Raw genomic sequence first — 21504 nt, 5'->3', positions numbered from 1 at the left:
GCCGTACAGCAGATGGGCCTCACCGCCGCGTTGGCCTGCGGATGGCAGCAACCTGCCGGCTCCAGTTACTGATGGCCACGACCTTCACGACATCGCCGGTCTTCGGTGCCTGGACGAGGTACTGGCTGCCGATCCAGTCGGTTCCGATGTACATGCCGACATGGCCCGGGCGAGCCATCGTGCTATCTGAGCCGGGGATGAAGATCAGGTCGCCGGGTCTCATTGCCGGCAGTGAAAGCATGGCAACTCCGGTGTGGACCTGGTTGACGGTGACCCGGGGAATCTGCACGCCACCTCTAGCCCAGGCGGCCATCATCAGCCCCGAACAGTCGTAGCTGTCCGGCCCTTTGGCGCCCCAGACGTAGGGCTTGCGCCTCTGCGCAAGTGCGAAGGAGATGACTGCCCGCAGCTGCGGGTCAGCCGGCAGCAGGAAGCCGTCGGGCAAGCCAGCGTGGTCCAGAGGCGGCAACCCGTCCCCGCCGTCGCTGGTGCAGACGATGTTCATGCCCTCGCTGATCAGGGCGACGAGCTGCTGCGCCTCGGGCTGCCACTTCGAGTAGACATCGGGAAAGGCTGACCGCTGCACAGCCTGCGCGGCCTGGGTGAGCGGCATGCTCCGCCAGCCGTCGACCTCGACCAGGCGCTCGTAGAACTTCTCGCGGACTAGCGGGGTTCCAGGATCTGCTCGGCGGTACCCCAGCCCTGACTAGGTCGCTGCTGGAACAGTCCGAGCGAGTCGTGGTCGTTGTCCGCCCCGAGGTGGCCGAGGTTGCGCAGGGTGGATTCCTGCATGGCTGGCCTCACGTTCCCGTTCGCCGGCCTTGTTCTGGATGCCGACGGCGGCCCAGCGGGCGCCGGCCTCGCCGACGGTCGCCATCGTCGCCAGCCCTTGCAAGAACTGTTGGTGGGTCTCGGCGATCGGGTCCTCGTGTTGCTGCGGCTGCGCCATGTGCACCTCCCTTGCCTGCTCAGCGGCCGCGCGAGGTACGCCGACCGCCTCCCATTGTCGGTGCAGGTGTTGACCTCCGAGTTAGCGGCAGCGTTACCGCCCGTTGCCAGCCACCAGCTACCACCCGCAGGGCGTCGGCCGCGGCCCGGGCCGCCTCGGCCTGATGCAAGCGATGCTGGGCGCTCCGCAGCTGCCCCAGACTGTCGGCGAGCCGCGCCAAGTCCATCACCAACGCAAGGGCTACGATGGCGTCGTCCTCTCCGGAGAGGCGGCCCATGAGCGCTACCAGACGCGACATGGTGGGCATCTTCCGGGAACGACCGGTGGATTTCTGGACCCGTCCGTAGAGGTCCCGGGCCGCTCGGTCGAACACCTCGGCTGCCCGGTGCAGCGGCCCGCGCCGGTCACCCTCCACCGTGTAGGCCAGGCTGGTGAGCAGGTCCGCTGCGGCGACCGCAGTGGCCTGCGCCCGTCCGGGCGCGGCATGCGCATCGCGACGGATGTCGGCGGCGGCCGCGCTGACCACCTTGGCGGCCTGACGCATCGCATCGACCCGCTCGGCTCGGCCGACCGTCGGCGATGCCGGCAACCGCGTCGGGGCATCCCACCGCAGCCTCAGCTTCGGCAGGGGGCGCCAACCGGCCCCCGCCGAAGTACACCGGTTGCCCGCCGGCGGTGCGTGCGCCAGGAAGCGCCACCGCGTACCCGGTGATCTGCCGGGGATCGGTGCTGCTGTGCCGCAGCCGGACCAGAATCCCTGCCTCGCGTAGCCGGGCGAAGAACTCCTCCTGCGAACCGGCCGCAGCCACGGCCGTGCGTACCCGCCGGCGCAGCTCCTCGCGGGGCGTCTGGGCGCGGCCGGTGCGACGGGCTTTGCTGACCTCAGCGGGGTGAGGGCGGCGGTGCGCGGTGCGGTCAGCCGGCGGGACCCGGCGGCGCAGGTTGTACCGGCGGGCGACGTCGTAGGTGGCCTTGACGCAGCGCGGGTAGTCATTGCGCAGCCAGTTGGTACGGCCGTCCTCGCGCACCAGCGTGGCGACGATGTGTATGTGGTCGTCGGCGTGGCGCATGGCGATCCACCGCAGGCCCGGGTCGGTGGCGGTGGTGGCGACGCCGACCTCGGTGAGCATCTGAACCGCTATGTTCGCCCACGTCGAGTCACTAACGCTGCGCTGCCGATCCTCGGGGGCGAGCCGCATGCTGGCGTGCCAAACGAACTGGGTCGGCGGACGGTAGCCGACGCGGACCGGCTGCTCCAGCATCGCCGTCAGCGCGCGGAGGTCCCGCTTACCGCTGGCGTTGACTCCGGGTTCTAGGTCGGTCAGAGGGCCTGCGCCGTCCCAGGCAGCCACCAGATGCGGGTTTACGTGCTCTTCCGCCTTGCCTGGGCCCCACAGGTAGCACAGCAGCCGGCCGACCCGCGAGCCTCGCCGGTGCACCCGCGTGATCACCGCAGCTTCCTGTCGATCCGGGAGATCACCTCATCAAGCCGGGCCACCGCCGCCTCGCAGAGCCGGACGGCCTCGGCGGCCCAGTCGGGCAGTTGGCCGGTGGCGTTGAACGCTGCGGCGGCCTGGTTGACGTTGTTGCCGAACATCACCACGGCGCGGCGGGCCGCAAACAACTCGTGCTGCAGGTCGCGCAGATCGCCGACCGTCCCACAGGGTGCCTGAGCGGCGGACGCGGCGGCGACTGCGGCCTTCGCCGCGTAGCCGGCCGAGGTCAGCTGCGCCATCGCCGCGGCCGTGTCGATGGCGGCCTTTTCCGTCGGACAGCCTGAGCAACACGGCGTGTGGGCGACCCGGTCGATTGTGGGCACCATGGCGGGCCTTGCCGCGCGGGTCAGGCTGCTCACTGTTCATTGACGCCACTGTGGGCCCAGGGTGTTGCCGTCGACGTCAGCGCCGGCAGCTACCGGGGTCGGCCAGGCCCACGCGGCGAGCTCCGCCCGCTCCCCGTTGCCGATCTGCGACCGCGCCCGGTCGCAGATTGATAAGCAATGGCCATATCTTGCTCATCTACTCTTCCTTGCCGCCGGCGGCGCGTTCCGGGTGGTCGGTGTCGTAGATGTTGTCCTCGATCAGCCGGCTGGCCAGCCGCCGCGGCTGCGAGAACTGCTTGGTGCCGGCCGCAGAATGGGAGTCAGCGCGTACGCACGAGGGCTGCGCTGCCATAGCAGGCTCGAGGCTGAGACCTTGCTGAGATCACCTCAATATGAGTCTGGGAGGCACGGTTGATGCGAGCATGCCGGGCTATAGCTTGAACACGGTGTTGGGGTCCTCCATGGCGCGCCGGAGTTCGCCGAGGTTACCGAGGTCCGCCAGGGGTGAGGTGCGGGCCAGGTCGACGATTCCGCCGACGACGGTTTGAAGCGCGGCGTTGTCGCCGGTTTTCAGCGCCTGGTCGAGACCGGCGAACAGCAACTGGTGGTTCTCTCGCCGCTCGGTGTAGACCCGGTCGAAGTAGTCCCGCAGGATCCGTTCGGTGGCTCTGATCTGTTCGATCTGCGTCTCACGCTGGGTTCGCAGCTGTTCGCGTTTCGTGCTTTCCGTCTGGTGGGTCTGGACCGCGTCGCGGACGGTGCGGATGAACAGATTGAACGCCTCGTACGCGGCTTGCGCGTTGAATCCGCCGTCGGCCTTCGGCAAGGTGGTGCCGCTCAGTACGGTGTCTTTGTCAGGCATCCGGGTTCTCCTTACTCGCGTTGCGGTATTTGAAGACGATTTGTTCGGTGTGCGGGTCGAGGTTGCCATCGGCGTCGATGAGGGGCGCGTCGACGATCTGAGCGACGCCGGAGGCGAGGATCAGCGCCGCCTGCAGACGCGGGCCGTGAACCTCCATGTCGAACGGTTCGGACTCCAGGAGGTCCAGGGCGTCCACGGCGGGTGGGATCAGCTGGTTGAGGATGTCGTCGAGTTCGTACGCGCGTAGCCTGACCCAGCGGCTGCGCTGGTCGTACTGGTCGAGTTCCAGGATCGCGTCGTCGGTGGCCTGGCGATCCTTCTCGGCGTCGGCCTGCGCGAGCGACCCCGCGATTTTGACGCCGGCGCCGCCGGTGAGCACGGCAACTCCGGCAGCGACTACGTAGGGGATCTTTCCTCCGAAGGCTTCTCCGAGGCCACCTGTTTCGATGCTCCCGCCGGCGAACGCGGCTCGCAAGGCGCTCTGCCTGGCGGCGCCGTGCAACTGCCGGATCGGTCTGCCGGTACTGGCTGTTCCGAAGCGGGCCATGCCTTCGCGCAGCACCGTCAACGTGGTCCGGCCGACGGCGGCTGAACCGACGATGCCGGCGGCCCAGGCCGCGATCTGCGGGTTGAGCTTTGTCATGCCCGTGGTGTCGGTGGTGTCCGAGTCGGTGACCCCGTCGTAGACGTGGCGTTCGCCTTCGAGGACCTGTTTGCCATTCTGGATGAGGAACTCTTCCATCCGTATGATCACGTCGTGGATGGCGCGTTCCTGTGTCTTGCCGAGGGCACGCGTCGTGGCCTTGAGGCGTTCGACTTCCGTAAGGTGCTCGGTGTTTCGGTCGGCGAGCCGGTTCTCCTGCCGCTGTCGCTGGGAGTTGGCTCGGGCGATCTGCAGGGCACCGGCGGTTCCGGCGACCACGCCGGTGGTTCCTGCGACGCCTGCGGCAGCGAGCACGACGATCGGGCGGGCCGGCAGAGGCATCGCAGGTTCCTCCATCGTCGGTGGTGAGGCGGAGGTTCCGCGTTCGTCTCGAACGCGTATGTTATCTGCCCGGGTCCGGACATTCGCCCGCTCGGATGACGCGTGTCGCCGCGTCGCATCGTGCCGGCCACGGACCGTGACGCGCTTCGGCGGCGGCCGGCGCGGCGAGGAGGAACTCGCTCTTAAGGAAGACGCGGGTCGGCTAGTCAGTTGATCGCCGGCCAGCGCTACCGCGCCTTCTCGGGGTGGCGGTAGCTTTCGGTCAAAGGCCTTACCAGGCGTTTGGCGCCTGCGCGAGCTGCGGGGTCATCGGGAGAGACCGCCGGGCGGCTTGGCTGCTAGCGTTCGCCGCCATGTGGACCGAGGAGATCGTGGCCGGGCGACCGGCATGGCGGCATGTTCCGTCGGGGGTCGTGTTCCGGGAGGTTCCGGGCGGCACGTTCCGGATGGGACTGTCCGAGGCGGAGCTGGACGCGGTACGTGCGATCGAGCGAAGCGGTGGAGTCGAGGACACCATTGACCCGTTCCTCGCCAGTGCCAGAGACGCGCAGCCGGTACGCGAGGTGCGGGTCGAGCCGTTCCTGCTCGCCCGGCACCCGCTGACCGTGGCGCAGGTCCAGCATTGGCTGCCCGAGTACGAAGACGGCTACGCCGAGGCGGACACCGGCACGGCCCGGCTCGAAGGCGACCTGGACGACCTGCTCAAGCTGTTGCCGTTCCAGCTGCCCAGCGAGGCGCAGTGGGAATACGCGGCGCGAGCCGGCACCACCACGCTGACGTACCGCGGCGACGGGAAACCCGACGAGGACCAACTGCTCGACGACTTCGGCGACGAGACGCGGACGGCCGCCGGCGATAACGCCTTCGGTCTGGCGGCGATGGGCTCGGCGAACGAGCTCTGCGCAGACGTGTGGATCCCCGGGTTCAACGGCGCACCGGCAGACGCGCGACCACGGATCGGCGACGGTCCTCGCACTGTGCGCGGCGGAGCAGCCGACCTCTACCCGTGGCAGGGCTGTGACGAGTGGCTGCCATTGCTCTCCGCCACCCGGTACGAGCACGCCGATTTCACGGCGGTACGCCCGGCCGCACCACTGCCACCCCAGTGGTGGTCCAAGCGGATCTCTCGCGAGCCGGTAAGCAGGCCGACGGTCGCCGAACAGGGATGCGGGGTCGCCCGTCGGCCCCACCGCCCGCACAGCCGCCAGTCGGGTCGATGTGGCCTGATAGGAGCCTGAAGCACCCCCTGGATTTCTACCCGCGTTCCCACGCACACCTGTGCGGCGTCGCGCCGATCCCGGCCTCGTCCGGCAAACCAACCGGCACCGGCTCAACCGAGACACCAACCGCGCCCTCTGCGTCCTGGCCCTGGGCCGGCTCAGCTACGACGAACGCACCCGCGCCTACCCGGCCCGACGCATCGCCGAGGGAAAGACCAAACGCGAGATCATCCGCTGCCTCAAGCGCTACCTCGCCCACGAAGTCTTCTGGGCACTCACCGCCGACGGACAGACCGCCGCGCGGTCAGCCGGAGCGTCCGACCTTGCGCATGAGCATCGCACAGACGCCGTACCCGGACTCGACATCCCCGGTGATCGCGCCTGCGGCGGATCCCATGATCAGCGCGTTGGCGCAATCCGGGCAGACCTTCCGACCGGTGATCGTCTTCGCGAACGGTTCAGGAATCTTGCGACCGCGGTCAGGGCAGTCCCGGCCTGACAGCCCCACCGTTCACTTCACGCTGTCTATCGGTTGGCCTTCGCGCCGTCGGCGGTCAGTCACGAGGATGGCCACCGCAACAGGGGCCATGGCCACTACGCCCACTAATGCCTTGACTCCGGTAGGCGCGTCCCAGACGAATCCCACGACCACCAGCGCAAGAAGAATCAACAGGTAGACGACATTCAGATAGCGCGGCATGCCGTCACCGTAGCAAGCGGGAACATCGACGACGATCTCGTCGCTTGGATGGCCACGGGACGATGGCCAACCGGGAGATCGGTCGATCTGCCGATCGACTTGACCCATAGGAGCATCGGTAGTCCGGCCGACACCTGCCCGCCGGACACGACTCTGTTGGACGAGTCAACGCGATCGAGGCGTATCCCGAGCTCGACAGGGTCCTCGCTACGCAACCTCAACGAGAAGTGATCCATCGATCGCCAGCACACTGGCGCGCCGATCCGAGAGAACGGCGTAGCCGCGCCGTGCGGCCTCGTAGACCACCTGGGCAAGACCGATGTCCCCGCTGGCCGCCGGCAGGAGAGCCGCGACCGCGTCACTGTCAGCGGCGGCGAGTTTCGCAAACCACGTGTTCGGCTCCTGACACAGATCCACGAGACGGTCGTGCTGCTCGGGTACTGCCTGCATCGCCACAGCGAGACTCGTGTCGCAGATCAGCACCGTCTGCCCGCGCCGACGGCACGATGCGACCAGGGCGCTGACGAACATGTCCGACCTCGCGAACGCCACCAGAGCGCCAACATCGAGCACCCAACCTCCCTGAGCGTCGAGACCCATGTCGGGCGCAGCATCGTCGCGCCAACTGCATCCAAACCCGCCGTCGACGCGCTTCGTCATCCCGTCTCCTCCACCGGTGGCAGCCCGTTGGCTACCGCACCGGCGTCAGGTTTCAGACGAGGCGTTTCCGACCGCTGCCAAGCGGCGTCACGCCGGCACCCGGCCCGTTGGCTGCTGTTTCCGAGGAACGCGCCCCAGGAGTTCCGACGCCAGCGGTGGCGGTCTGATGCCTTCCGCGGCCCGTACGCGGCGTCAGCGCCATTCGGAATCGTCGCCGGATTCACGAAGCAAGACGGCTAAGGGCCAGGGACAGAACGGCGAGGAAACACGGCCCGACCTTGGGGCGCAAGCCGTGTTACCGGCGCTCCCGGGAACGCCGCTACCAGGAACGGGTAGCGCTACGAGCAACGCCCGAACCGGATGGTCGTGTCGAGGTCTGCCAGACCGTGCCTCTCCAGCCAGACGCCCCTGGCGTCCGCTCCCCTCGACCGAAGGAGCAGGGTGATGACCACCAGCAGTTTCAACCAGGACGAGCTACTGCAACTTCCTGCGATGATCGACCTGGCGACCGCCGCCCGCGCTCTCGGAGTTGGCCGCACAAAGGCTTACGACCTGGCAAAGAGCAACGCCTTCCCCTGCCCGGTACTTCGGATTGGAACCTCGTACCGCGTGCGCACGGCAGATTTACTCCGGCTCGTCGGCGTCGACCGCCAGCCCACGACTGTCCGTGATGATCGTCCGGAACAGACAGAGCGGCGCTACGCCGATCACTGAGGTCCATCGTCTGGCGCAGTGGCAGCCCATGCCGGCCGGTACCGACCGGTGAGCACATCGTCAACGAGCAAGGCGACGATCCCGGGCGGGGTCAGGTCGGGCCGCAGCACACCCAACTTCTCCATTTCCGACGGCGTCAGCCTGATCTTGACCTGCTGATCCCGCTTCTCCCGCGCCGGCAACGGCGGCAGGTTGTCAGCGACAGGGCGCTGTCGCGGCATACCTCAACTCCTCGGGAAGCAGATCGAACGGCCGCATGACGAGTCGAGGGTCCCACATCTCACATCGCCTATCGCCATTCGCCATGAGTCGGACGCCGGGGCCGGAATTTGGTACCAATTTTCGGTACCATTCGAAGACGCATCGTCCCCGTCGCAGGCCCCGACGAAGACCCCCTCCACGAAAGGCGCAGCAGCAGAATGAGCACCTCGGACCCGATCAAGAAGATCACGCTTCGAAGCGGCAAGACCCGTTACCGGTTCGTCCTCGACGTCGGACGCAAGCCGGACGGACGTCGGGACCAGCGGACGTACACCTTCGACACCAGGAAGGAGGCCAAGGCGGAGTACGCCCGGATCAAGCACGAGACTGACCGCGGCACGTACGTCAAACCCGGCAAGATCAGGGTCAACGACTTTCTCGATGAATGGCTGACGTCCGCCACCCGCGATGTCGAGAAGGCCACCGCCGCCAACTACCGCGATGCGCTGTTGCCGGTCCGCGTCCGACTTGGCAGCAAGCCACTCCAGGACGTCACCGAGGCCGACATCGAGGCTCTGATCGACTGGATGCTGACGGAGGGCCGGAAACGTGGTGGCAAGCCGGGAACGGGGCTCGGTGTCCGGTCAGTGCGCCTGACGCTCGGCCGCCTTCGAACCGCGCTGAACGTGGCGGTTCGGCGTCAGCTCGTGGTCCGCAACGTCGCTGCGTTCGTCGCCATCCCCAGAGCAGCCACGAAGGCCGCAGCCGAGGCGCAGGCTGAGCGCAAGCCCTGGACCCAAGAGGAGGTGAAGGCGTTCCTGACCGGCATCACGGGCGAACGCCTCTACGCAGCCTGTCTGCTGTCGCTGATGGGCCTCCGACCGGCCGAGGTGTGCGGGCTGCGTTGGTCCGATGTCGACTTCGAGGCCGGCACGATCGCGGCCGGGGACAACACCCGGACGCTCGTCGACGGTGAGATCGAGGAGAAGGAAGCCAAGTCGGCGGCTGGCAAGCGCGGTCTGCCGATGCCCGCGACGGTAACGAAGGCGCTCAAGGCGTTCCACACCCTGCAGAAGAAGGAGCGCCTGAAGGCCGGTAACGCCTACGTCGACAGCGGCTACGTCCTGGTCAACGAACTCGGCCAGCCGCAGCGCACCGACTGGCTCCGCCGCCGGGTGTACGAGTTGATGGCCAAGGTCGGGATCCGGAAGGTCCGGCCGTACGACGCGCGGCACGCCTGCCTGACCTACCTCGCCGGCGCCGGAGTACCCGATGTCGTGCTGGCGGCCTGGGCCGGCCACGCCGACGGCGGCACGCTCGCCAAACGGGTCTACGTCCACCCCGACAGCAGCCACCTCAAGGTGGCGGCAGAGCACCTCGAATCAGGCCTGTTCGGGTGACTCGAACGGCCTGAAATTCAGCAGTACGTGCGTACGTGAGAAGTTGTGAGACGAAACGGCAAAAGGCCCCGACTCACCGAAGTGAATCAAGGCCCCTGACCTGCCGATACTCTGTCGGGACGGCCGGATTCGAACCGACGACCCCTTGACCCCCAGTCAAGTGCGCTACCAAGCTGCGCCACGTCCCGCCCCCGCGCGGTTTCCCCCGCGACAGCCGCTAAAGCTTAGCGCAGCACCTGCCGGCCGTCCGCACAGGCCCCACCCGGGTCGTGCGAGGCGCGAACCACCGCACACCCCCTACAGCGTCCTAGGAGGGTGGGGTGAAGAAATGCCGGATGGACCGCGATGGCCCATCCGGCATTTCAACAAGCAGAACAGGTCAGCCGTGCGCCTTGCCACGGCCGCCGGGGCCGAGCTTCTTGCGGGGACGTACGGAGATCTCGATGGGGCTGCCCTCGTACCCGAACTCCTCGCGGAGCTTGCGCTCGACGAAGCGCTGGTAGCCGGCGTCCAGCGGGCCGGTGGTGAAGAGCACGAACCGCGGCGGCGCCACCCCGGCCTGCGTGGCGAACAGGATGCGCGGCGCGCGACCACCGCGCACCGGGTGCGGGGTGGCCTGCACCAGCGCGGTCAGCCACTGGTTGAGGTGCGCGGTCGGCACCCGGGTCTCCCAGCTGGCGAGGGCCTTGTTCAGGGCCGGGGCCAGCTTGTCCACCGCGCGGCCGGTCATCGCCGACAGGTTCAGCCGGATCGCCCAGGGGATGCGGCGCAACTCCCGGTCGATCTCCTTGTCCAGGTAGTACCGGCGGTCGGCGTCGACCAGGTCCCACTTGTTGAACGCGATGACGAGCGCCCGGCCCGCCTCGGTCACCATCGTCAGGATCCGCTGGTCCTGCTCGCTGATCGGCTCGCTGGCGTCCAGCAGCACCACGGCCACCTCGGCGGCCTCGATCGCGCCTGCGGTACGGAGGCTGGCGTAGTACTCGGTGCCGCTGGCCTTGCCGACCCGCTTGCGCAGGCCGGCCGTGTCGACGAGTTGCCAGGTCTGACCGCCGATGTCGACGAGGCTGTCCACCGGGTCCACAGTGGTGCCGGCGACCGAGTCGACGACTGCCCGCTCCTCGCCGGAGAACCTGTTGAGGAGGCTGGACTTGCCCACGTTCGGCCGACCGACAAGCGCCACCCGGCGCGGCCCGCGCGGCCGGTTCTCCACGATCGCCGGGGCCTCCGGCAACGCAGCGAGGATGGCGTCCAGCAGGTCACCGGAGCCACGTCCGTGCAGCGCGGACACCGGGAACGGCTCACCGAGGCCGAGCGACCACAGCGAGGTCGCCTCCATCTCGATGGAGGTGTTGTCGGCCTTGTTCGCCACCAGGATCACCGGCTTGGCGCTGCGCCGCAGCATCTTCACCGCGGCCTCGTCCACGTCGGTGGAGCCCACCATCGAGTCGACCACGAAGAGGACCACGTCGGCGGTGACCACCGCCGTCTCGGCCTGCGCCGCGATGGCCGCGGCGCGGTCCTTCGCGTCCGGTTCCCAACCGCCGGTGTCCACGACTGTGAACGACCGGCCGTTCCACTGCGCGTCGTACGGCACCCGGTCCCGGGTCACACCGGGGACGTCCTCGACGACCGCCTGCCGACGACCGATGATGCGGTTGACAAGTGTGGACTTGCCCACGTTGGGGCGGCCCACCACTGCCACCACCGGCTGCGGGCCGGTCGGCTCCTCAACGATGACGTCGGGCTCGCGCAGCTCGACCCAGCCACCACCATCGTTGCTCATGCCGCTCCTCCGCTTCGCTCCGGACCGCCATGAGACACAACCGCGCTGAGCCCGATGACTCGCTCGCTACGCTCGCTCATGCCGCTCCTCCGCTTCGCTCCGGACCGCCATGAGGCACAACCGCGCTGAGCCCGATGATTCGCTCGCTACGCTCGCTCATGCCACTCCCCGCTCGGTGAGCAGGTCACGCAGCCGGGCGACGACCTCGTCGATGCCCAGCTCGGTGGTGTCCAGCACGACGGCGTCCGGCGCCTGGGCCAGCGGGTTGACCTTGCGGGTCGAGTCGAGCCGGTCCCGGCGGGCCAGGTCGGCGGCCGTGGCCGCCACGTCGGCGGCGTCCTCGGCGCTGCGCCGGGCGGCACGCGCCGCCTCGGAGGCGGTGAGGAAGACCTTCAGGTCGGCGTCCGGAGCCACGACCGAGCCGATGTCGCGGCCCTCGACCACCATCCGACCGGCGTTGGCGATCATCTCGCGCTGCCGGGCAACCAGCAGCTCACGGACCGCCGGCACGGCGGCCACGGCGGAGACCGCCCCGGTCACCTCCGGGCCCCGGATGTGCGCGTCCACGCCCACGCCGTCGACGGTCACGGCGTACCCCTGCGGGTGGGTGCCGATGTGCAGCTTGACCTCGCCGGCCACCTTCGCCACCGACGCGGTGTCGGTCAGGTCCACGCCGGAGCGCAGCACGGCCCACGTGATCGCCCGGTACATTGCCCCGGTGTCCAGGTAGCGCGCACCGATCCCGACGGCGAGCCGCCGTGACACGGTGGACTTACCCGAACCGGACGGCCCGTCCACAGCGACCACACATCGCCTGGCCCGTACGTTTTCCTCCACCGTGTCCTCCTCAGCCCGTACCTCACGGATCGCCCGGTGCTCTGGCGCCGCAAGCGGTTTGTCAATCGTCATCAATCATGCCCGGGGTCCGTGGCGGACCCACGCGCGACGCCGCCCGAGGCGACCCACGCCACCTTCGGCGGCCGCGTACCCGGCCGTCGCGAGCCTACCGGCAGCCGTACCCCGAACTCGGGGGTCAGTCACCCACCGCGTGGAACAGGGCGGCGACCTCCGCGTTGGTCAGCCGCCGGATCCGCCCGGTGCGCAGTTCACCCAGCCGGATCGGCCCGATCGCGGTACGCACCAGCCGGGTGACGGGGTGTCCGACCTCCTCCATCAGCCGTCGGACGATGTGCTTGCGCCCCTCGTGCAGGCTCAGCTCCACCTGGGCGGATTTACCAAGCGTGTCCACCACCCTGAACGAGTCGACCTTGACCGGCCCGTCCTCCAGCTCGACGCCGGCCAGCAGCCGCTTGCTCAGGTTGCGCGGGATGGGCCCGACCACCTCGGCGAGGTAGGTCTTGAGCACCTCGTACGAGGGGTGCATGAGCTTGTGCGCGAGAGTGCCGTCGTTGGTGAGCAGCAGCAGGCCCTCGCTGTCCGCGTCGAGCCGCCCGACGTGGTAGACCCGCTGCTCCACCCGGTTGCCGATGAACTCGGCCAGCTCGTTGCGGCCCTTGTCGTCCGCCATGGAGGTGACCACGCCGCGCGGCTTGTTCATCGCCACGTAGACCAGGCGGATGTCGACCTGGAGGCGCTCCCCGTCCACGTGGATCACCGAGGTGGCCGGGTCGACCTTGTCGCCGAGCTTGGCGACACGCCCGTCCACCGTCACACGGCGCCGGAAGATCAGGTCCTCGCAGGCACGCCGGGAACCCACGCCGGCGGCGGCGAGCACCTTCTGCAGGCGCTCCGCCCCCTCGTAGACGGGGGCGTCGGACTTCGGGGAACGGTTATCGGGTCGCATCAGCAAGCTCTTCTACGTCGTCGGGCAGGAAGGGTGCGAGGGGTGGCAGCTCGTCGACGGTGTTCAGCCCGAGCTTCTCCAGGAACAGCGTGGTGGTCCGGTAGAGGAACGCCCCGCTGTCCGGTTCGGCGCCGCACTCCTCGACGAGGCCGCGAGTGACAAGCGTACGGATGACGCCGTCGCAGTTGACACCCCGGATGGCCGAGATCCGCGACCGGGTCACCGGCTGCTTGTACGCGACCACGGCCAGAGTCTCCAACGCCGCCTGGGTCAGCCGCACGGACTGCCCGTCCAGGACGAACCGCTCGACGTACGTAGCGTATTCCGGCCGCGTGTACAACCGCCAACCGCCCGCCGCCCGGCGCAGCTCGAAGCCGTGCCCGGCCGCCGTGTAGCCGGCGGCGATCTCGTCGAGCATCGGCCCGATCCGCTCGGCGGGCTGCTCCAGCACCTGGGCCAGGACCAGTTCGCTTACCGGTTCGTCCACCACCAGCAGGATCGCCTCCAGCGCGCCGCGCAGCTCGGCGTCGGGCAGGTCGGGCGCGGGCTCCGGCGCAACCGTCACCCGCCGCCGCCCCACACCCTCCCGCCGGGGTACGCCCCCAGCCCGCGGCTCCCCCACTCCAGCCCCAGCCCCAGCCGACCCGACCGCCGCACCGGCCTCGTCAAGCTCACCGGGCTCAAGCGATTCGATCGACTCCTCAGAGATCTTGGACGATTTCGGCCCCTGGAGGGGCAGTTTGCTACCAAGATCTCTGGGGGCCGACGGTGGAGCGGCGACGGGGGAGAGTGTCGGCCGGTCGGCCTCGGGGGCCTCGGGAGCCGTGGCGGTGGGGGCTGGCGGGCGGGCGCGGTTCCATGGGGGGACCCAGGCGGCGGCCTGGTCGGCCAGGGAGTCCCCGCGTTCCTCGTCACTCATCCCGCTCACCCTCCGTCGTTCCCGTCCCGCCCGCCCCTCGGGCCTCCCCCGCCGATTCCGGTCGGACCACCACCGACTCAGGCTCGTCTGACACCGGCTCCGACCCGACCACCGCCGACTCCGAGCCGTCGGACACCGACCCCGGGACCGATCCCGGCACCGGCACCGGCACCGGCTCGGGGTCGGCGGGGGTGCCGGCGTACTCGTCGACGTGCAGGTCGGTTTCGCCGTCGACCGGGCCGGTCCAGCGCACGGTCAGCTCCTCCAGGGCCTGCTCCTGCACGAAGGCCACCAGACCCTCCCGGTACAGCTCCAGCAGCGCCAGGAACCGCGCCACCACCTCCAGGGTGGCCTCGCAGTCCGCGCAGAGCAGGGAGAACGTCGCCGTGCCGGCCCGGCGCAGCCGGGCGGCGAGGATCGCCGCGTGTTCGCGGACGCTGACCCGGACCATGTGCACGTGGGCGATGGACACCTCCGGCACGGGCTTCGGCGTCATCGCCCGCACGGCCAGCTTCAGCAGCCGCTGCGGGCCGATGCCGAGCACGAGGTCGGGCAGCGCCTCGGCGTAGCGGGGCTCCAGGCTGACCGCCCGGGGGTACCGGCGACCGCCGACCGCCTCCAGCTCGGCGATGTGGGAGGCCGCCTCCTTGTACGCCTTGTACTGCAGGAGCCGGGCGAAGAGCAGGTCGCGTGCCTCCAGCAGGGCCAGGTCCGCCTCGTCCTCCACCTCGGCGGCGGGCAGCAGCCGGGCCGCTTTCAGGTCGAGCAGGGTCGCGGCGATGAGCAGGAACTCGCTTGCCTCGTCGAGGTCCCAGTTGTCGCCCATGGCCCGGATGTAGGCGATGAACTCGTCGGTGACCGTGTGCAGGGCCACCTCGGTGACGTCGAGCTTGTGCTTGCCGATCAGTTGCAGCAGCAGGTCGAACGGGCCGGTGAAGTTGGCCAGCCGCACCGTGAAGCCGGACGTCTCGGCGGGGGGCGCGGCGTCGGTGAGCGCCGCCTCGGTCGTCAGCACGCCGTCGACCTCCGCGGCCAGCTCGGCGGCCACCGTCGGAGCGGCGACCTCGTGCGGCCCGGCCAGCGGGTCGAGGGGTGGCGCGGTCACCGGACGACCGTAGTCCACGAGGCGGGCACCTGACGTTCCGGCTACCGCTCCGACTGGGCGGCGATCACCTCGCGGGCCAGCTGACGGTAGTTGCGCGCCCCGGAGGACGCCGGGTCCATCGTCGTGATCGGCGCACCGGCCACGGTGGACTCGGGGAACTTCACCGTCTTGGTGATGACCGTCTGGTAGACCTTGTCGCCGAACGCCTCGACCACCCGCTGGAGCACCTGGCGGCAGTGGGTGGTGCGGCTGTCGTACATGGTGGCGAGGATGCCTTCGAGTTCCAGGTCGAAGTTGAGCCGTTCGCGCACCTTGTCGATGGTGTCCAGCAGCAGCGCCACGCCGCGCAGGCTGAAGAACTCGCATTCGAGCGGGATGAGCACGCCGTGCGCGACGGTCAGCGCGTTGATCGCCAGCAGGCCCAGTGAGGGCTGGCAGTCGATCAGGATGTAGTCGTACTCCTTGCGGACCGTGCGCAGGACCCGGGCCAGGGCCATCTCCCGGGCGACCTCGTTGACGAGCTGGATCTCGGCGGCGGAGAGGTCGATGTTTGCCGGCAGCAGGTGCAGCCCCGCGACGTCGGTCTTGATGACGACGTCCTCGGCGATGATGTCGTCCTGCATGAGCAGGTTGTAGATGGACAGGTCGAGGTTGTGCGGGTTGACCCCCAGGCCCACCGAGAGCGCGCCCTGCGGGTCGAAGTCGACGAGCAGCACCTTGCGGCCGTACTCGGCGAGCGCCGCGCCCAGGTTGATGGTGGTGGTGGTCTTGCCGACGCCACCCTTCTGGTTGGCCATCGCGATGATGCGCGCCGGGCCGTGCCGATCGGTGGGCATCGGCTCGGGGATCGGCTTGCGCATCGTGTAGGCCGCCGGGTCCGCCGGACCCAGGTCCGCGCCGAGCGTGGCCTGCTGCTCGCGGAGCTCCGACGTCCAGGTCTCGGCACGGTCACCGTTGCCAGCCATGTCCTCGTTGCCCCCTCCCGACGACCCACCCGGCGTCGGAGCCGTCCGACGTCCTTCGCGGCGCCGCTGCGCACCCCGGTCGTGTCGCCCCAGGAGGTCCGCGCCGATGCCGACTGTACGCCACCGACCAGCAGGGCGTTCGGCACCGGCCCGGCGTGTCGGAGCCGACGGCCGCCGGGGTTCAGCCGAGGGCACGTGGGTGGGCTGTCGCGTACACCTCGCGCAGCCGCTCGACGGTGACGAGGGTGTAGACCTGGGTGGTGGTCACCGAGGCGTGGCCGAGCAGTTCCTGCACGACCCGCACGTCGGCGCCGCCGTCGAGCAGGTGGGTGGCGTACGAGTGGCGCAGGGTGTGCGGGGAGACCGCGGCGGCGCCCTCGATCGGCAGGCCGGCCCGCCCGGCGGCGCGGCGCAGGATGGCCCAGGCGCCCTGCCGGGACAGCGCACCGCCGCGCGCGTTGAGAAACACCGCGGGGGTGCCCCTGCCGCCGGCGGCGAGCCCGGGGCGGGCCCGGACCAGGTAGGCGCGGACGGCGTCGACCGCGTACCCGCCGATCGGCACCAGCCGCACCCGACCGCCCTTGCCGCGCAGCAGGACGGTGCCCTCGTCGGTGTCGAGGTCGTCGATCGCGGCGCCGATCGCCTCGGAGATCCGCGCGCCGGTGCCGTACAGGAACTCCAGCAGCGCCCGGTCGCGCAGCGCGAGCGGCGCGTCCTCGCCGGTCGCGGTGATCGGGCCCGCGGTCTCCAGGAGCCGGACCACGTCGTCGACTCCCAGCGCGCGGGGCAGCCGGCGCGGCGGGGTGGGCGGCCGGACGTCGCGGCTGGGGTCGGCGCCGGCCAGCCCCTCGCGCAGCGCGAAGCGGTGCAGGCCACGGACCGCGCTGGCCGCGCGGGCCGCGGAGGACACGGCAAGGGGCGGATGGTCGTCGTCGCCGGCGCGCAGTCGGGTCAGGTGCGATTCGACGACGCCGGCGCCTACCGACGCGAGGTCGGCGACGCCGGCGTCGGCCAGGGTCGTGAGATAACGATCCAGATCCCGGCGGTACGAGGCGAGGGTGTTCGCGGACAGGCCGCGTTCGACGGTCAGGTGGTCGAGGTAGCCGCGGACGGCACGGCGCAGGGCCGGCGCGGGCTCCGCGCCCACGCCGGCCTGCTGCGCGACCCCGCTCAGACCGCCACCCCGCCTCAGGCCAGGACGTCGGCCAGCGGGAGCACGCTCATGCCGTGCGCCTCGGCGACCGGGCCGTAGGTGACCTGGCCGTCGTGGGTGTTCAGGCCCAGGGCGAGGGCCGGGTCGCGGCGCAGCGCCTCGCGCCAGCCGTGGTTGGCCAGCTCCAGGGCGTACGGCAGCGTGACGTTGGTAAGCGCGTAGGTGCTGGTGTTCGGCACCGCGCCGGGCATGTTCGCCACGCAGTAGAAGATCGACTCGTGCACCTTGTAGACCGGGTCGGCGTGCGTGGTGGGGTGCGAGTCCTCGAAGCAGCCGCCCTGGTCGATGGCGATGTCGACGAGCACGCTGCCCGGCTTCATCCGCGAGACCAGCTCGTTGGAGATGAGCGTCGGGGCCTTCGCGCCGGGCACCAGCACCGCGCCGATGACCAGGTCGGCGTCGAGCACGGCCCGCTCGACCTCGTACGCGTTCGAGGCGATGGTCTGCAGGTGACCCCGGTAGATGGCGTCGGCCTGGCGCAGCCGGGCGACGTTCTTGTCCAGCAGCAGCACCTCGGACTGCAGGCCCAGCGCGATGGCGGCGGCGTTCATGCCGGAGACGCCGGCGCCGATGACCACGGTCTTCGCCGCGTAGACGCCGGAGACGCCGCCGGGCAGGACACCACGCCCGCCGCCGGTACGCATCATGTAGAAGGCGCCGACCTGTGGGGCGAGCCGGCCGGCCACCTCGGACATCGGGGCGAGCAGCGGCAACGACCGGTCGGGCAGCTCGACGGTCTCGTACGCGATGCCGGTGACCCTGCGGTCGACGAGCGCGTCAGTGGTCTCCTTGGAGGCGGCCAGGTGCAGGTAGGTGAAGAGCACCTGCCCCTCGCGCATCCGGTGGTACTCCTCGGCGATCGGCTCCTTGACCTTGAGCACCAGCTCGGCGGTGTCCCACACCTCGTCGGCGGTGGCCAGGATCGTGGCGCCCGCCGCGGCGAACTCCTCATCGGTGATGCTGGAGCCGACGCCGGCGCCGGACTCGACGAAGACCTGGTGGCCGCTGCGGGTGAACTCGTTGACGCCCGCCGGCGTGATCGCCACGCGGTACTCGTGGTTCTTGACCTCGCGTGGGATTCCGACCTTCACGATGCAGACACCTCTCTTCGGGGGCTGCTTCCCCCCGACTGCTCGGTGCCACGACGGCCCCGTTGCCGTCGCGGTCCACCGGTCCCGCCGGCGGCAGTCTAGGCGCGCCCGGCCCCGCCGGGAGCCAGCACAGTGGCATCCGGTGCCCGGGTGACCTGACGGAGTGTCAGGGCGCCGAACCGGCCGGCGGTGGGACGTCACCTCATCCGTCAGGACAGTGTTCGCCCATTATCGTCCCATCTGCCGTGTGGCGGTACGGACAGCGGGCGAGTGGATCACTAGTGTGTCCGCCCATGACCACTCCTCCTTACCAGCAGCCCGGGTACGCCCCGGGTTACTCCGACAAGAGCAAGGTCGTCGCGGGCATCCTCGGCATCCTGCTCGGCACCTTCGGGGCCGGTCGGTTCTACACCGGACACACCAAGATCGCCGTTCTTCAGCTCGTCGTGAGCATCGTGACCTGCGGTGTCGGCGCGCTCTGGGGCGTTATCGACGGCATTCTGATCCTGGTCAACGGCGGCACGGACGCGCAGGGCCGGCCGCTGCGCGACTGATAGACCAGACACGGCGAAGGGGCCCCGCGGTTGACCGCGGGGCCCCTTTCGTCGTACACCCTGCCGATGCTGGACCGGCGGCGGCGCTCAGCGCGGCAGCGGCGCGTCCGCCCGGCGCAGAGACGTGAAACCGGTGTCCCGGGCGCGGGCGGCGGCGAGCAGACCGGCCACCGCGGACGCGTTGGTGATCTCCCCGGCCAGGACCATGTCGACCGCCTCGTCCAGGGCCATCCGGACGACCTGCAGGTCGGCCTCCTCGTCGTGGCGCTCGTGGCGCTCGGACACCGGCACGTCGGCCAGGTCCCGGGCCAGGTAGACCCGGACCAGCTCGTTTGTGAAACCCGGCGAGCTGTGCAGGTCGACAAGCGCGTCGATCCGCCCGGCCGTGAGATCGGCCTCCTCGGCCAACTCCCGCAACGCGGCCGCCGGCAACTCCTCACCGGAGACGTCCATCAGCCCGGCCGGCAGCTCCCACAGGTGCCGGCCGACCGGGTGCCGGTACTGCCGGATCAGCACCACCTGACCGGCGTCGTCGAGGGCCACCACGGCCACCGCCCCGACATGCCGGACGAGGTCACGCTGCGCGGTCCCGCCGCCCGGCATGGTCACCTCCTCGCTGACCACGTCGAAGATCCGGCCCCGGTAGCGCTCCTCGCGGGAACGCACCTCGTAGCGGTGCTCCAGGTTGCTCACGACGCGGACGTCGCCTTCGTGGCGGCGCCGTTGCGGGCGGCCTTGCGCGTCGACGGGGCCTCCGAAGCGGCCTCCAGGTCGACAGGCAACTGGTCGGCCTGCGAGTACGCCACGGCGGCCTTGACGAACGACGCGAACAGCGGGTGCGGGCGGGTGGGGCGGCTCTTCAGCTCCGGGTGCGCCTGGGTGGCCACGAAGAACGGGTGCAGATCCCGGTCCAGCTCGATGAACTCGACCAGCCGGCCGTCCGGGGAGGTGCCGGAGATGTGCAGGCCCGCCTTGGTCAGCGCGTCCCGGTAGGCGTTGTTGACCTCGTAGCGGTGCCGGTGCCGCTCGCTGATGTCGGTGCTGCCGTACGCCTCGGCGACGATCGAACCCTCGGTCAACGTCGCCGGGTACGCCCCGAGCCGCATGGTGCCGCCCAGGTCGCCCTTGCCGGCGACGATGTCCTCCTGGTCGGCCATGGTGGCGATGACCGGGTGCGCGGCCTGCTCGTCGAACTCCAGCGAGTTGGCGCCGTCCAGGCCCGCCAGGTGCCGGGCCACCTCGATCGTCATGCACTGCAGGCCCAGGCAGAGACCGAGCAGGGGGATGCCGTTCTCCCGGGCGTACCGGGCCGTGCCGATCTTGCCCTCGATGCCGCGCACCCCGAACCCGCCCGGGATGAGGATGCCGTCCACGCCGGCCAGGGCCGCCGCGGCGCCGGCCGGGGTGACGCACTCGTCACTGGGCACCCAGCGCAGCTGCACCCGCGCCCGGTGACCGAAACCGGCCGCCCGGATCGCCTCGCTCACCGACAGGTACGCGTCCGGTAGGTCGACGTACTTGCCGACCACGGCGACGGTGACCGTGTGCCGGGGCCGGTGCACCCGCTCCAGCAGGTCGTCCCAGCTCGCCCAGTCCACGTCCCGGAACGAGAGGTTGAGCCGGCGCACCACGTACGCGTCGAGCCCCTCGCGGTGCAGCACCTTCGGGATGTCGTAGATGCTCGGGGCGTCCGGGGCCGCCACGACCGCCTCGGTGTCGACGTCGCAGTACAGCGACAGCTTCTCCTTGAGCTTCACCGGGATCTCCCGGTCGCAGCGCAGCACGATGGCGTCCGGTTGGATGCCGATGTTGCGCAGCTGCGCCACCGAGTGCTGGGTCGGCTTGGTCTTCAGCTCGCCCGACGGCGCCAGGTACGGCACCAGCGACACGTGCAGGTAGAAGCAGTTGTCCCGGCCCAGGTCGTGGCGGACCTGGCGGATCGCCTCCAGGAACGGCAGCGACTCGATGTCGCCGACGGTGCCACCGACCTCGGTGATGACCACGTCGGGCAGGACGCCGTCGTCGTCCGGGTCGGCCATCGCCAGGATCCGCGACTTGATCTCGTTGGTGATGTGCGGGATGACCTGGACCGTGTCGCCCAGGTACTCCCCCCGGCGCTCCTTGGCGATCACGTCGGAGTAGATCTGGCCGGTGGTGACGTTCGCCTTGCCAGACAGCGCCCGGTCCAGGAAACGCTCGTAGTGCCCGACGTCGAGGTCGGTCTCGGCGCCGTCCTCGGTGACGAAGACCTCGCCGTGCTGGAACGGGTTCATCGTCCCGGGGTCGACGTTGAGGTAGGGGTCGAGCTTCTGCATCACCACGCGCAGCCCGCGCGCGGTCAACAGGTTGCCGAGGCTGGAGGCGGTGAGGCCCTTACCCAGCGAGGAGGCGACGCCCCCGGTGACGAAAATGTGCCTGGTCGTCCGTGCTGATGGGGCCAAGGCCTGCTCCCGTGTCGTCTGTCGCGGTCATGCAGACCGCCGTGCTCGATCAGCAAAGTGATCACGCGATCCACGGGATTCCACGGTAACACCTCCCCGGCGGGTACTCGCAG

At 69.9% G+C, this 21504-nt stretch carries 24 protein-coding genes, 1 tRNA gene and 1 pseudogene; 5 read left to right on the top strand and 21 right to left on the bottom strand.

Features of this window, described 5'->3' with window-relative positions; translation table 11 throughout:
- Positions 1-19: 19 nt before the first annotated feature.
- The 7 genes from ACLQ26_RS20050 to ACLQ26_RS20020 form a co-directional block, all read right to left on the bottom strand.
- A complete protein-coding gene (locus ACLQ26_RS20050; protein WP_425745865.1) occupies positions 20-613 on the bottom strand; it encodes a C40 family peptidase in 594 nt (197 codons plus the stop codon).
- A gap of 50 nt (positions 614-663) precedes the next feature.
- A complete protein-coding gene (locus ACLQ26_RS20045; RefSeq protein WP_425745864.1) occupies positions 664-792 on the bottom strand; it encodes a hypothetical protein in 129 nt (42 codons plus the stop codon).
- Between the two features lie 561 nt (positions 793-1353).
- On the bottom strand, positions 1354-2400 hold the full coding sequence (locus tag ACLQ26_RS20040; protein ID WP_425745863.1) for a hypothetical protein: 1047 nt from the start codon (positions 2398-2400) through the stop codon (positions 1354-1356).
- Positions 2397-2684 carry a hypothetical protein gene (locus ACLQ26_RS20035; RefSeq protein ID WP_425745862.1) on the bottom strand — a complete coding sequence of 96 codons (288 nt, stop codon included), beginning with the start codon at positions 2682-2684 and terminating at the stop codon, positions 2397-2399. Before ACLQ26_RS20035 ends, ACLQ26_RS20040 begins: the two co-directional genes overlap by 4 nt.
- A 283-nt stretch (positions 2685-2967) precedes the next feature.
- Positions 2968-3123 (bottom strand): hypothetical protein, encoded by a 156-nt coding sequence (locus tag ACLQ26_RS20030; protein WP_425745861.1) that lies wholly within the window; start codon positions 3121-3123, stop codon positions 2968-2970.
- Between the two features lie 78 nt (positions 3124-3201).
- Entirely contained in the window at positions 3202-3633 is a 432-nt protein-coding gene (locus tag ACLQ26_RS20025) for a hypothetical protein (RefSeq protein ID WP_328383782.1), read from the bottom strand.
- The gene (locus tag ACLQ26_RS20020) at positions 3626-4618 is read right to left on the bottom strand and encodes a hypothetical protein (RefSeq protein ID WP_425745860.1); all 993 of its coding nucleotides are present in this window, start codon (positions 4616-4618) and stop codon (positions 3626-3628) included. Before ACLQ26_RS20020 ends, ACLQ26_RS20025 begins: the two co-directional genes overlap by 8 nt.
- Positions 4619-4971: 353 nt before the next feature.
- Between ACLQ26_RS20020 and ACLQ26_RS20015 the strand changes: the two genes are divergently transcribed.
- Positions 4972-5856 (top strand): formylglycine-generating enzyme family protein, encoded by an 885-nt coding sequence (locus tag ACLQ26_RS20015; RefSeq protein WP_425745859.1) that lies wholly within the window; start codon positions 4972-4974, stop codon positions 5854-5856.
- A 32-nt stretch (positions 5857-5888) separates the two neighbouring features.
- Positions 5889-6118: pseudogene (locus tag ACLQ26_RS20010) on the top strand (IS110 family transposase); the annotation flags it as partial.
- Between the two features lie 231 nt (positions 6119-6349).
- Here ACLQ26_RS20010 and ACLQ26_RS20005 read toward each other — a convergent pair.
- On the bottom strand, positions 6350-6538 hold the full coding sequence (locus ACLQ26_RS20005) for a hypothetical protein (protein WP_425745858.1): 189 nt from the start codon (positions 6536-6538) through the stop codon (positions 6350-6352).
- Between the two features lie 207 nt (positions 6539-6745).
- The gene (locus ACLQ26_RS20000) at positions 6746-7198 is read right to left on the bottom strand and encodes a hypothetical protein (protein ID WP_425745856.1); all 453 of its coding nucleotides are present in this window, start codon (positions 7196-7198) and stop codon (positions 6746-6748) included.
- A 444-nt stretch (positions 7199-7642) separates the two neighbouring features.
- Between ACLQ26_RS20000 and ACLQ26_RS19995 the strand changes: the two genes are divergently transcribed.
- Positions 7643-7912, top strand: a complete 270-nt coding sequence (locus tag ACLQ26_RS19995) for a helix-turn-helix transcriptional regulator (protein WP_425745855.1) — start codon at positions 7643-7645, stop codon at positions 7910-7912.
- On the opposite strand, the gene ACLQ26_RS19990 is transcribed toward ACLQ26_RS19995, so the two are convergent.
- Complete coding sequence (locus tag ACLQ26_RS19990) at positions 7906-8133, bottom strand: hypothetical protein (protein ID WP_425745854.1); 228 nt, start codon at positions 8131-8133, stop codon at positions 7906-7908. The two genes, ACLQ26_RS19995 and ACLQ26_RS19990, sit on opposite strands and share 7 nt — an antisense overlap.
- 108 nt (positions 8134-8241) lie before the next feature.
- Between ACLQ26_RS19990 and ACLQ26_RS19985 the strand changes: the two genes are divergently transcribed.
- Positions 8242-9513: a tyrosine-type recombinase/integrase gene (locus tag ACLQ26_RS19985; RefSeq protein ID WP_425745853.1), complete on the top strand. Its 1272-nt coding sequence runs from the start codon at positions 8242-8244 to the stop codon at positions 9511-9513.
- Between the two features lie 114 nt (positions 9514-9627).
- Here the strand turns inward: ACLQ26_RS19985 and ACLQ26_RS19980 are convergent.
- The 9 genes from ACLQ26_RS19980 to ald form a co-directional block, all read right to left on the bottom strand.
- Positions 9628-9701, bottom strand: a tRNA-Pro gene (locus ACLQ26_RS19980).
- A gap of 191 nt (positions 9702-9892) precedes the next feature.
- Entirely contained in the window at positions 9893-11299 is a 1407-nt protein-coding gene (der, locus tag ACLQ26_RS19975; protein WP_425745852.1) for a ribosome biogenesis GTPase Der, read from the bottom strand.
- A 156-nt stretch (positions 11300-11455) separates the two neighbouring features.
- A complete protein-coding gene (gene cmk / locus ACLQ26_RS19970; RefSeq protein ID WP_425745851.1) occupies positions 11456-12136 on the bottom strand; it encodes a (d)CMP kinase in 681 nt (226 codons plus the stop codon).
- A gap of 196 nt (positions 12137-12332) precedes the next feature.
- Positions 12333-13103 carry a pseudouridine synthase gene (locus ACLQ26_RS19965; protein WP_393301336.1) on the bottom strand — a complete coding sequence of 257 codons (771 nt, stop codon included), beginning with the start codon at positions 13101-13103 and terminating at the stop codon, positions 12333-12335.
- Complete coding sequence (gene scpB / locus ACLQ26_RS19960) at positions 13090-14022, bottom strand: SMC-Scp complex subunit ScpB (RefSeq protein WP_425745850.1); 933 nt, start codon at positions 14020-14022, stop codon at positions 13090-13092. Before scpB ends, ACLQ26_RS19965 begins: the two co-directional genes overlap by 14 nt.
- A complete protein-coding gene (locus ACLQ26_RS19955; RefSeq protein ID WP_425745849.1) occupies positions 14015-15127 on the bottom strand; it encodes a segregation and condensation protein A in 1113 nt (370 codons plus the stop codon). The genes scpB and ACLQ26_RS19955 overlap by 8 nt, the downstream gene beginning before the upstream one ends.
- A 41-nt stretch (positions 15128-15168) precedes the next feature.
- Positions 15169-16092, bottom strand: a complete 924-nt coding sequence (locus ACLQ26_RS19950; RefSeq protein WP_030487987.1) for a ParA family protein — start codon at positions 16090-16092, stop codon at positions 15169-15171.
- A 181-nt stretch (positions 16093-16273) separates the two neighbouring features.
- Positions 16274-17266, bottom strand: coding sequence for a site-specific tyrosine recombinase XerD (locus ACLQ26_RS19945; RefSeq protein ID WP_425746052.1), 993 nt, complete (start codon positions 17264-17266; stop codon positions 16274-16276).
- A 14-nt stretch (positions 17267-17280) separates the two neighbouring features.
- Positions 17281-18396: an alanine dehydrogenase gene (gene ald / locus ACLQ26_RS19940; protein ID WP_425745848.1), complete on the bottom strand. Its 1116-nt coding sequence runs from the start codon at positions 18394-18396 to the stop codon at positions 17281-17283.
- A 245-nt stretch (positions 18397-18641) separates the two neighbouring features.
- On the opposite strand from ald, the gene ACLQ26_RS19935 reads away from it, so the two are divergent.
- Positions 18642-18950, top strand: a complete 309-nt coding sequence (locus ACLQ26_RS19935) for a TM2 domain-containing protein (RefSeq protein ID WP_425745847.1) — start codon at positions 18642-18644, stop codon at positions 18948-18950.
- Between the two features lie 87 nt (positions 18951-19037).
- On the opposite strand, the gene ACLQ26_RS19930 is transcribed toward ACLQ26_RS19935, so the two are convergent.
- Positions 19038-19643: an NUDIX domain-containing protein gene (locus ACLQ26_RS19930; protein WP_425745846.1), complete on the bottom strand. Its 606-nt coding sequence runs from the start codon at positions 19641-19643 to the stop codon at positions 19038-19040.
- On the bottom strand, positions 19640-21391 hold the full coding sequence (locus ACLQ26_RS19925) for a CTP synthase (protein ID WP_425745845.1): 1752 nt from the start codon (positions 21389-21391) through the stop codon (positions 19640-19642). The genes ACLQ26_RS19930 and ACLQ26_RS19925 overlap by 4 nt, the downstream gene beginning before the upstream one ends.
- Between the last annotated feature and the right edge of the window lie 113 nt (positions 21392-21504).

It is taken from the genome of Micromonospora sp. DT43 (assembly GCF_049841645.1).
In the GTDB taxonomy this organism is placed as follows: domain Bacteria; phylum Actinomycetota; class Actinomycetes; order Mycobacteriales; family Micromonosporaceae; genus Micromonospora.
Note: the sequence above shows the minus strand (reverse complement) of the source record. Positions and strands in the feature narration are given on the sequence as shown.

Coding starts and splice junctions, on each gene's coding strand:
- ACLQ26_RS20045 (WP_425745864.1), bottom strand. CDS start 792: ATGCAGGAATCCACCCTGCGCAACCTCGGCCACCTCGGGGCGGACAAC.
- ACLQ26_RS19965 (WP_393301336.1), bottom strand. CDS start 13,103: ATGCGACCCGATAACCGTTCCCCGAAGTCCGACGCCCCCGTCTACGAG.
- ACLQ26_RS20035 (WP_425745862.1), bottom strand. CDS start 2,684: ATGGCGCAGCTGACCTCGGCCGGCTACGCGGCGAAGGCCGCAGTCGCC.
- ACLQ26_RS20020 (WP_425745860.1), bottom strand. CDS start 4,618: ATGCCTCTGCCGGCCCGCCCGATCGTCGTGCTCGCTGCCGCAGGCGTC.
- ACLQ26_RS19990 (WP_425745854.1), bottom strand. CDS start 8,133: ATGCCGCGACAGCGCCCTGTCGCTGACAACCTGCCGCCGTTGCCGGCG.
- ACLQ26_RS20025 (WP_328383782.1), bottom strand. CDS start 3,633: ATGCCTGACAAAGACACCGTACTGAGCGGCACCACCTTGCCGAAGGCC.
- ACLQ26_RS19995 (WP_425745855.1), top strand. CDS start 7,643: ATGACCACCAGCAGTTTCAACCAGGACGAGCTACTGCAACTTCCTGCG.
- ACLQ26_RS20050 (WP_425745865.1), bottom strand. CDS start 613: ATGCCGCTCACCCAGGCCGCGCAGGCTGTGCAGCGGTCAGCCTTTCCC.
- ACLQ26_RS20005 (WP_425745858.1), bottom strand. CDS start 6,538: ATGCCGCGCTATCTGAATGTCGTCTACCTGTTGATTCTTCTTGCGCTG.
- ACLQ26_RS20030 (WP_425745861.1), bottom strand. CDS start 3,123: ATGGCAGCGCAGCCCTCGTGCGTACGCGCTGACTCCCATTCTGCGGCC.
- ACLQ26_RS19950 (WP_030487987.1), bottom strand. CDS start 16,092: ATGGCTGGCAACGGTGACCGTGCCGAGACCTGGACGTCGGAGCTCCGC.
- ACLQ26_RS20000 (WP_425745856.1), bottom strand. CDS start 7,198: ATGACGAAGCGCGTCGACGGCGGGTTTGGATGCAGTTGGCGCGACGAT.
- scpB (WP_425745850.1), bottom strand. CDS start 14,022: ATGAGTGACGAGGAACGCGGGGACTCCCTGGCCGACCAGGCCGCCGCC.
- der (WP_425745852.1), bottom strand. CDS start 11,299: ATGAGCAACGATGGTGGTGGCTGGGTCGAGCTGCGCGAGCCCGACGTC.
- ACLQ26_RS20015 (WP_425745859.1), top strand. CDS start 4,972: ATGTGGACCGAGGAGATCGTGGCCGGGCGACCGGCATGGCGGCATGTT.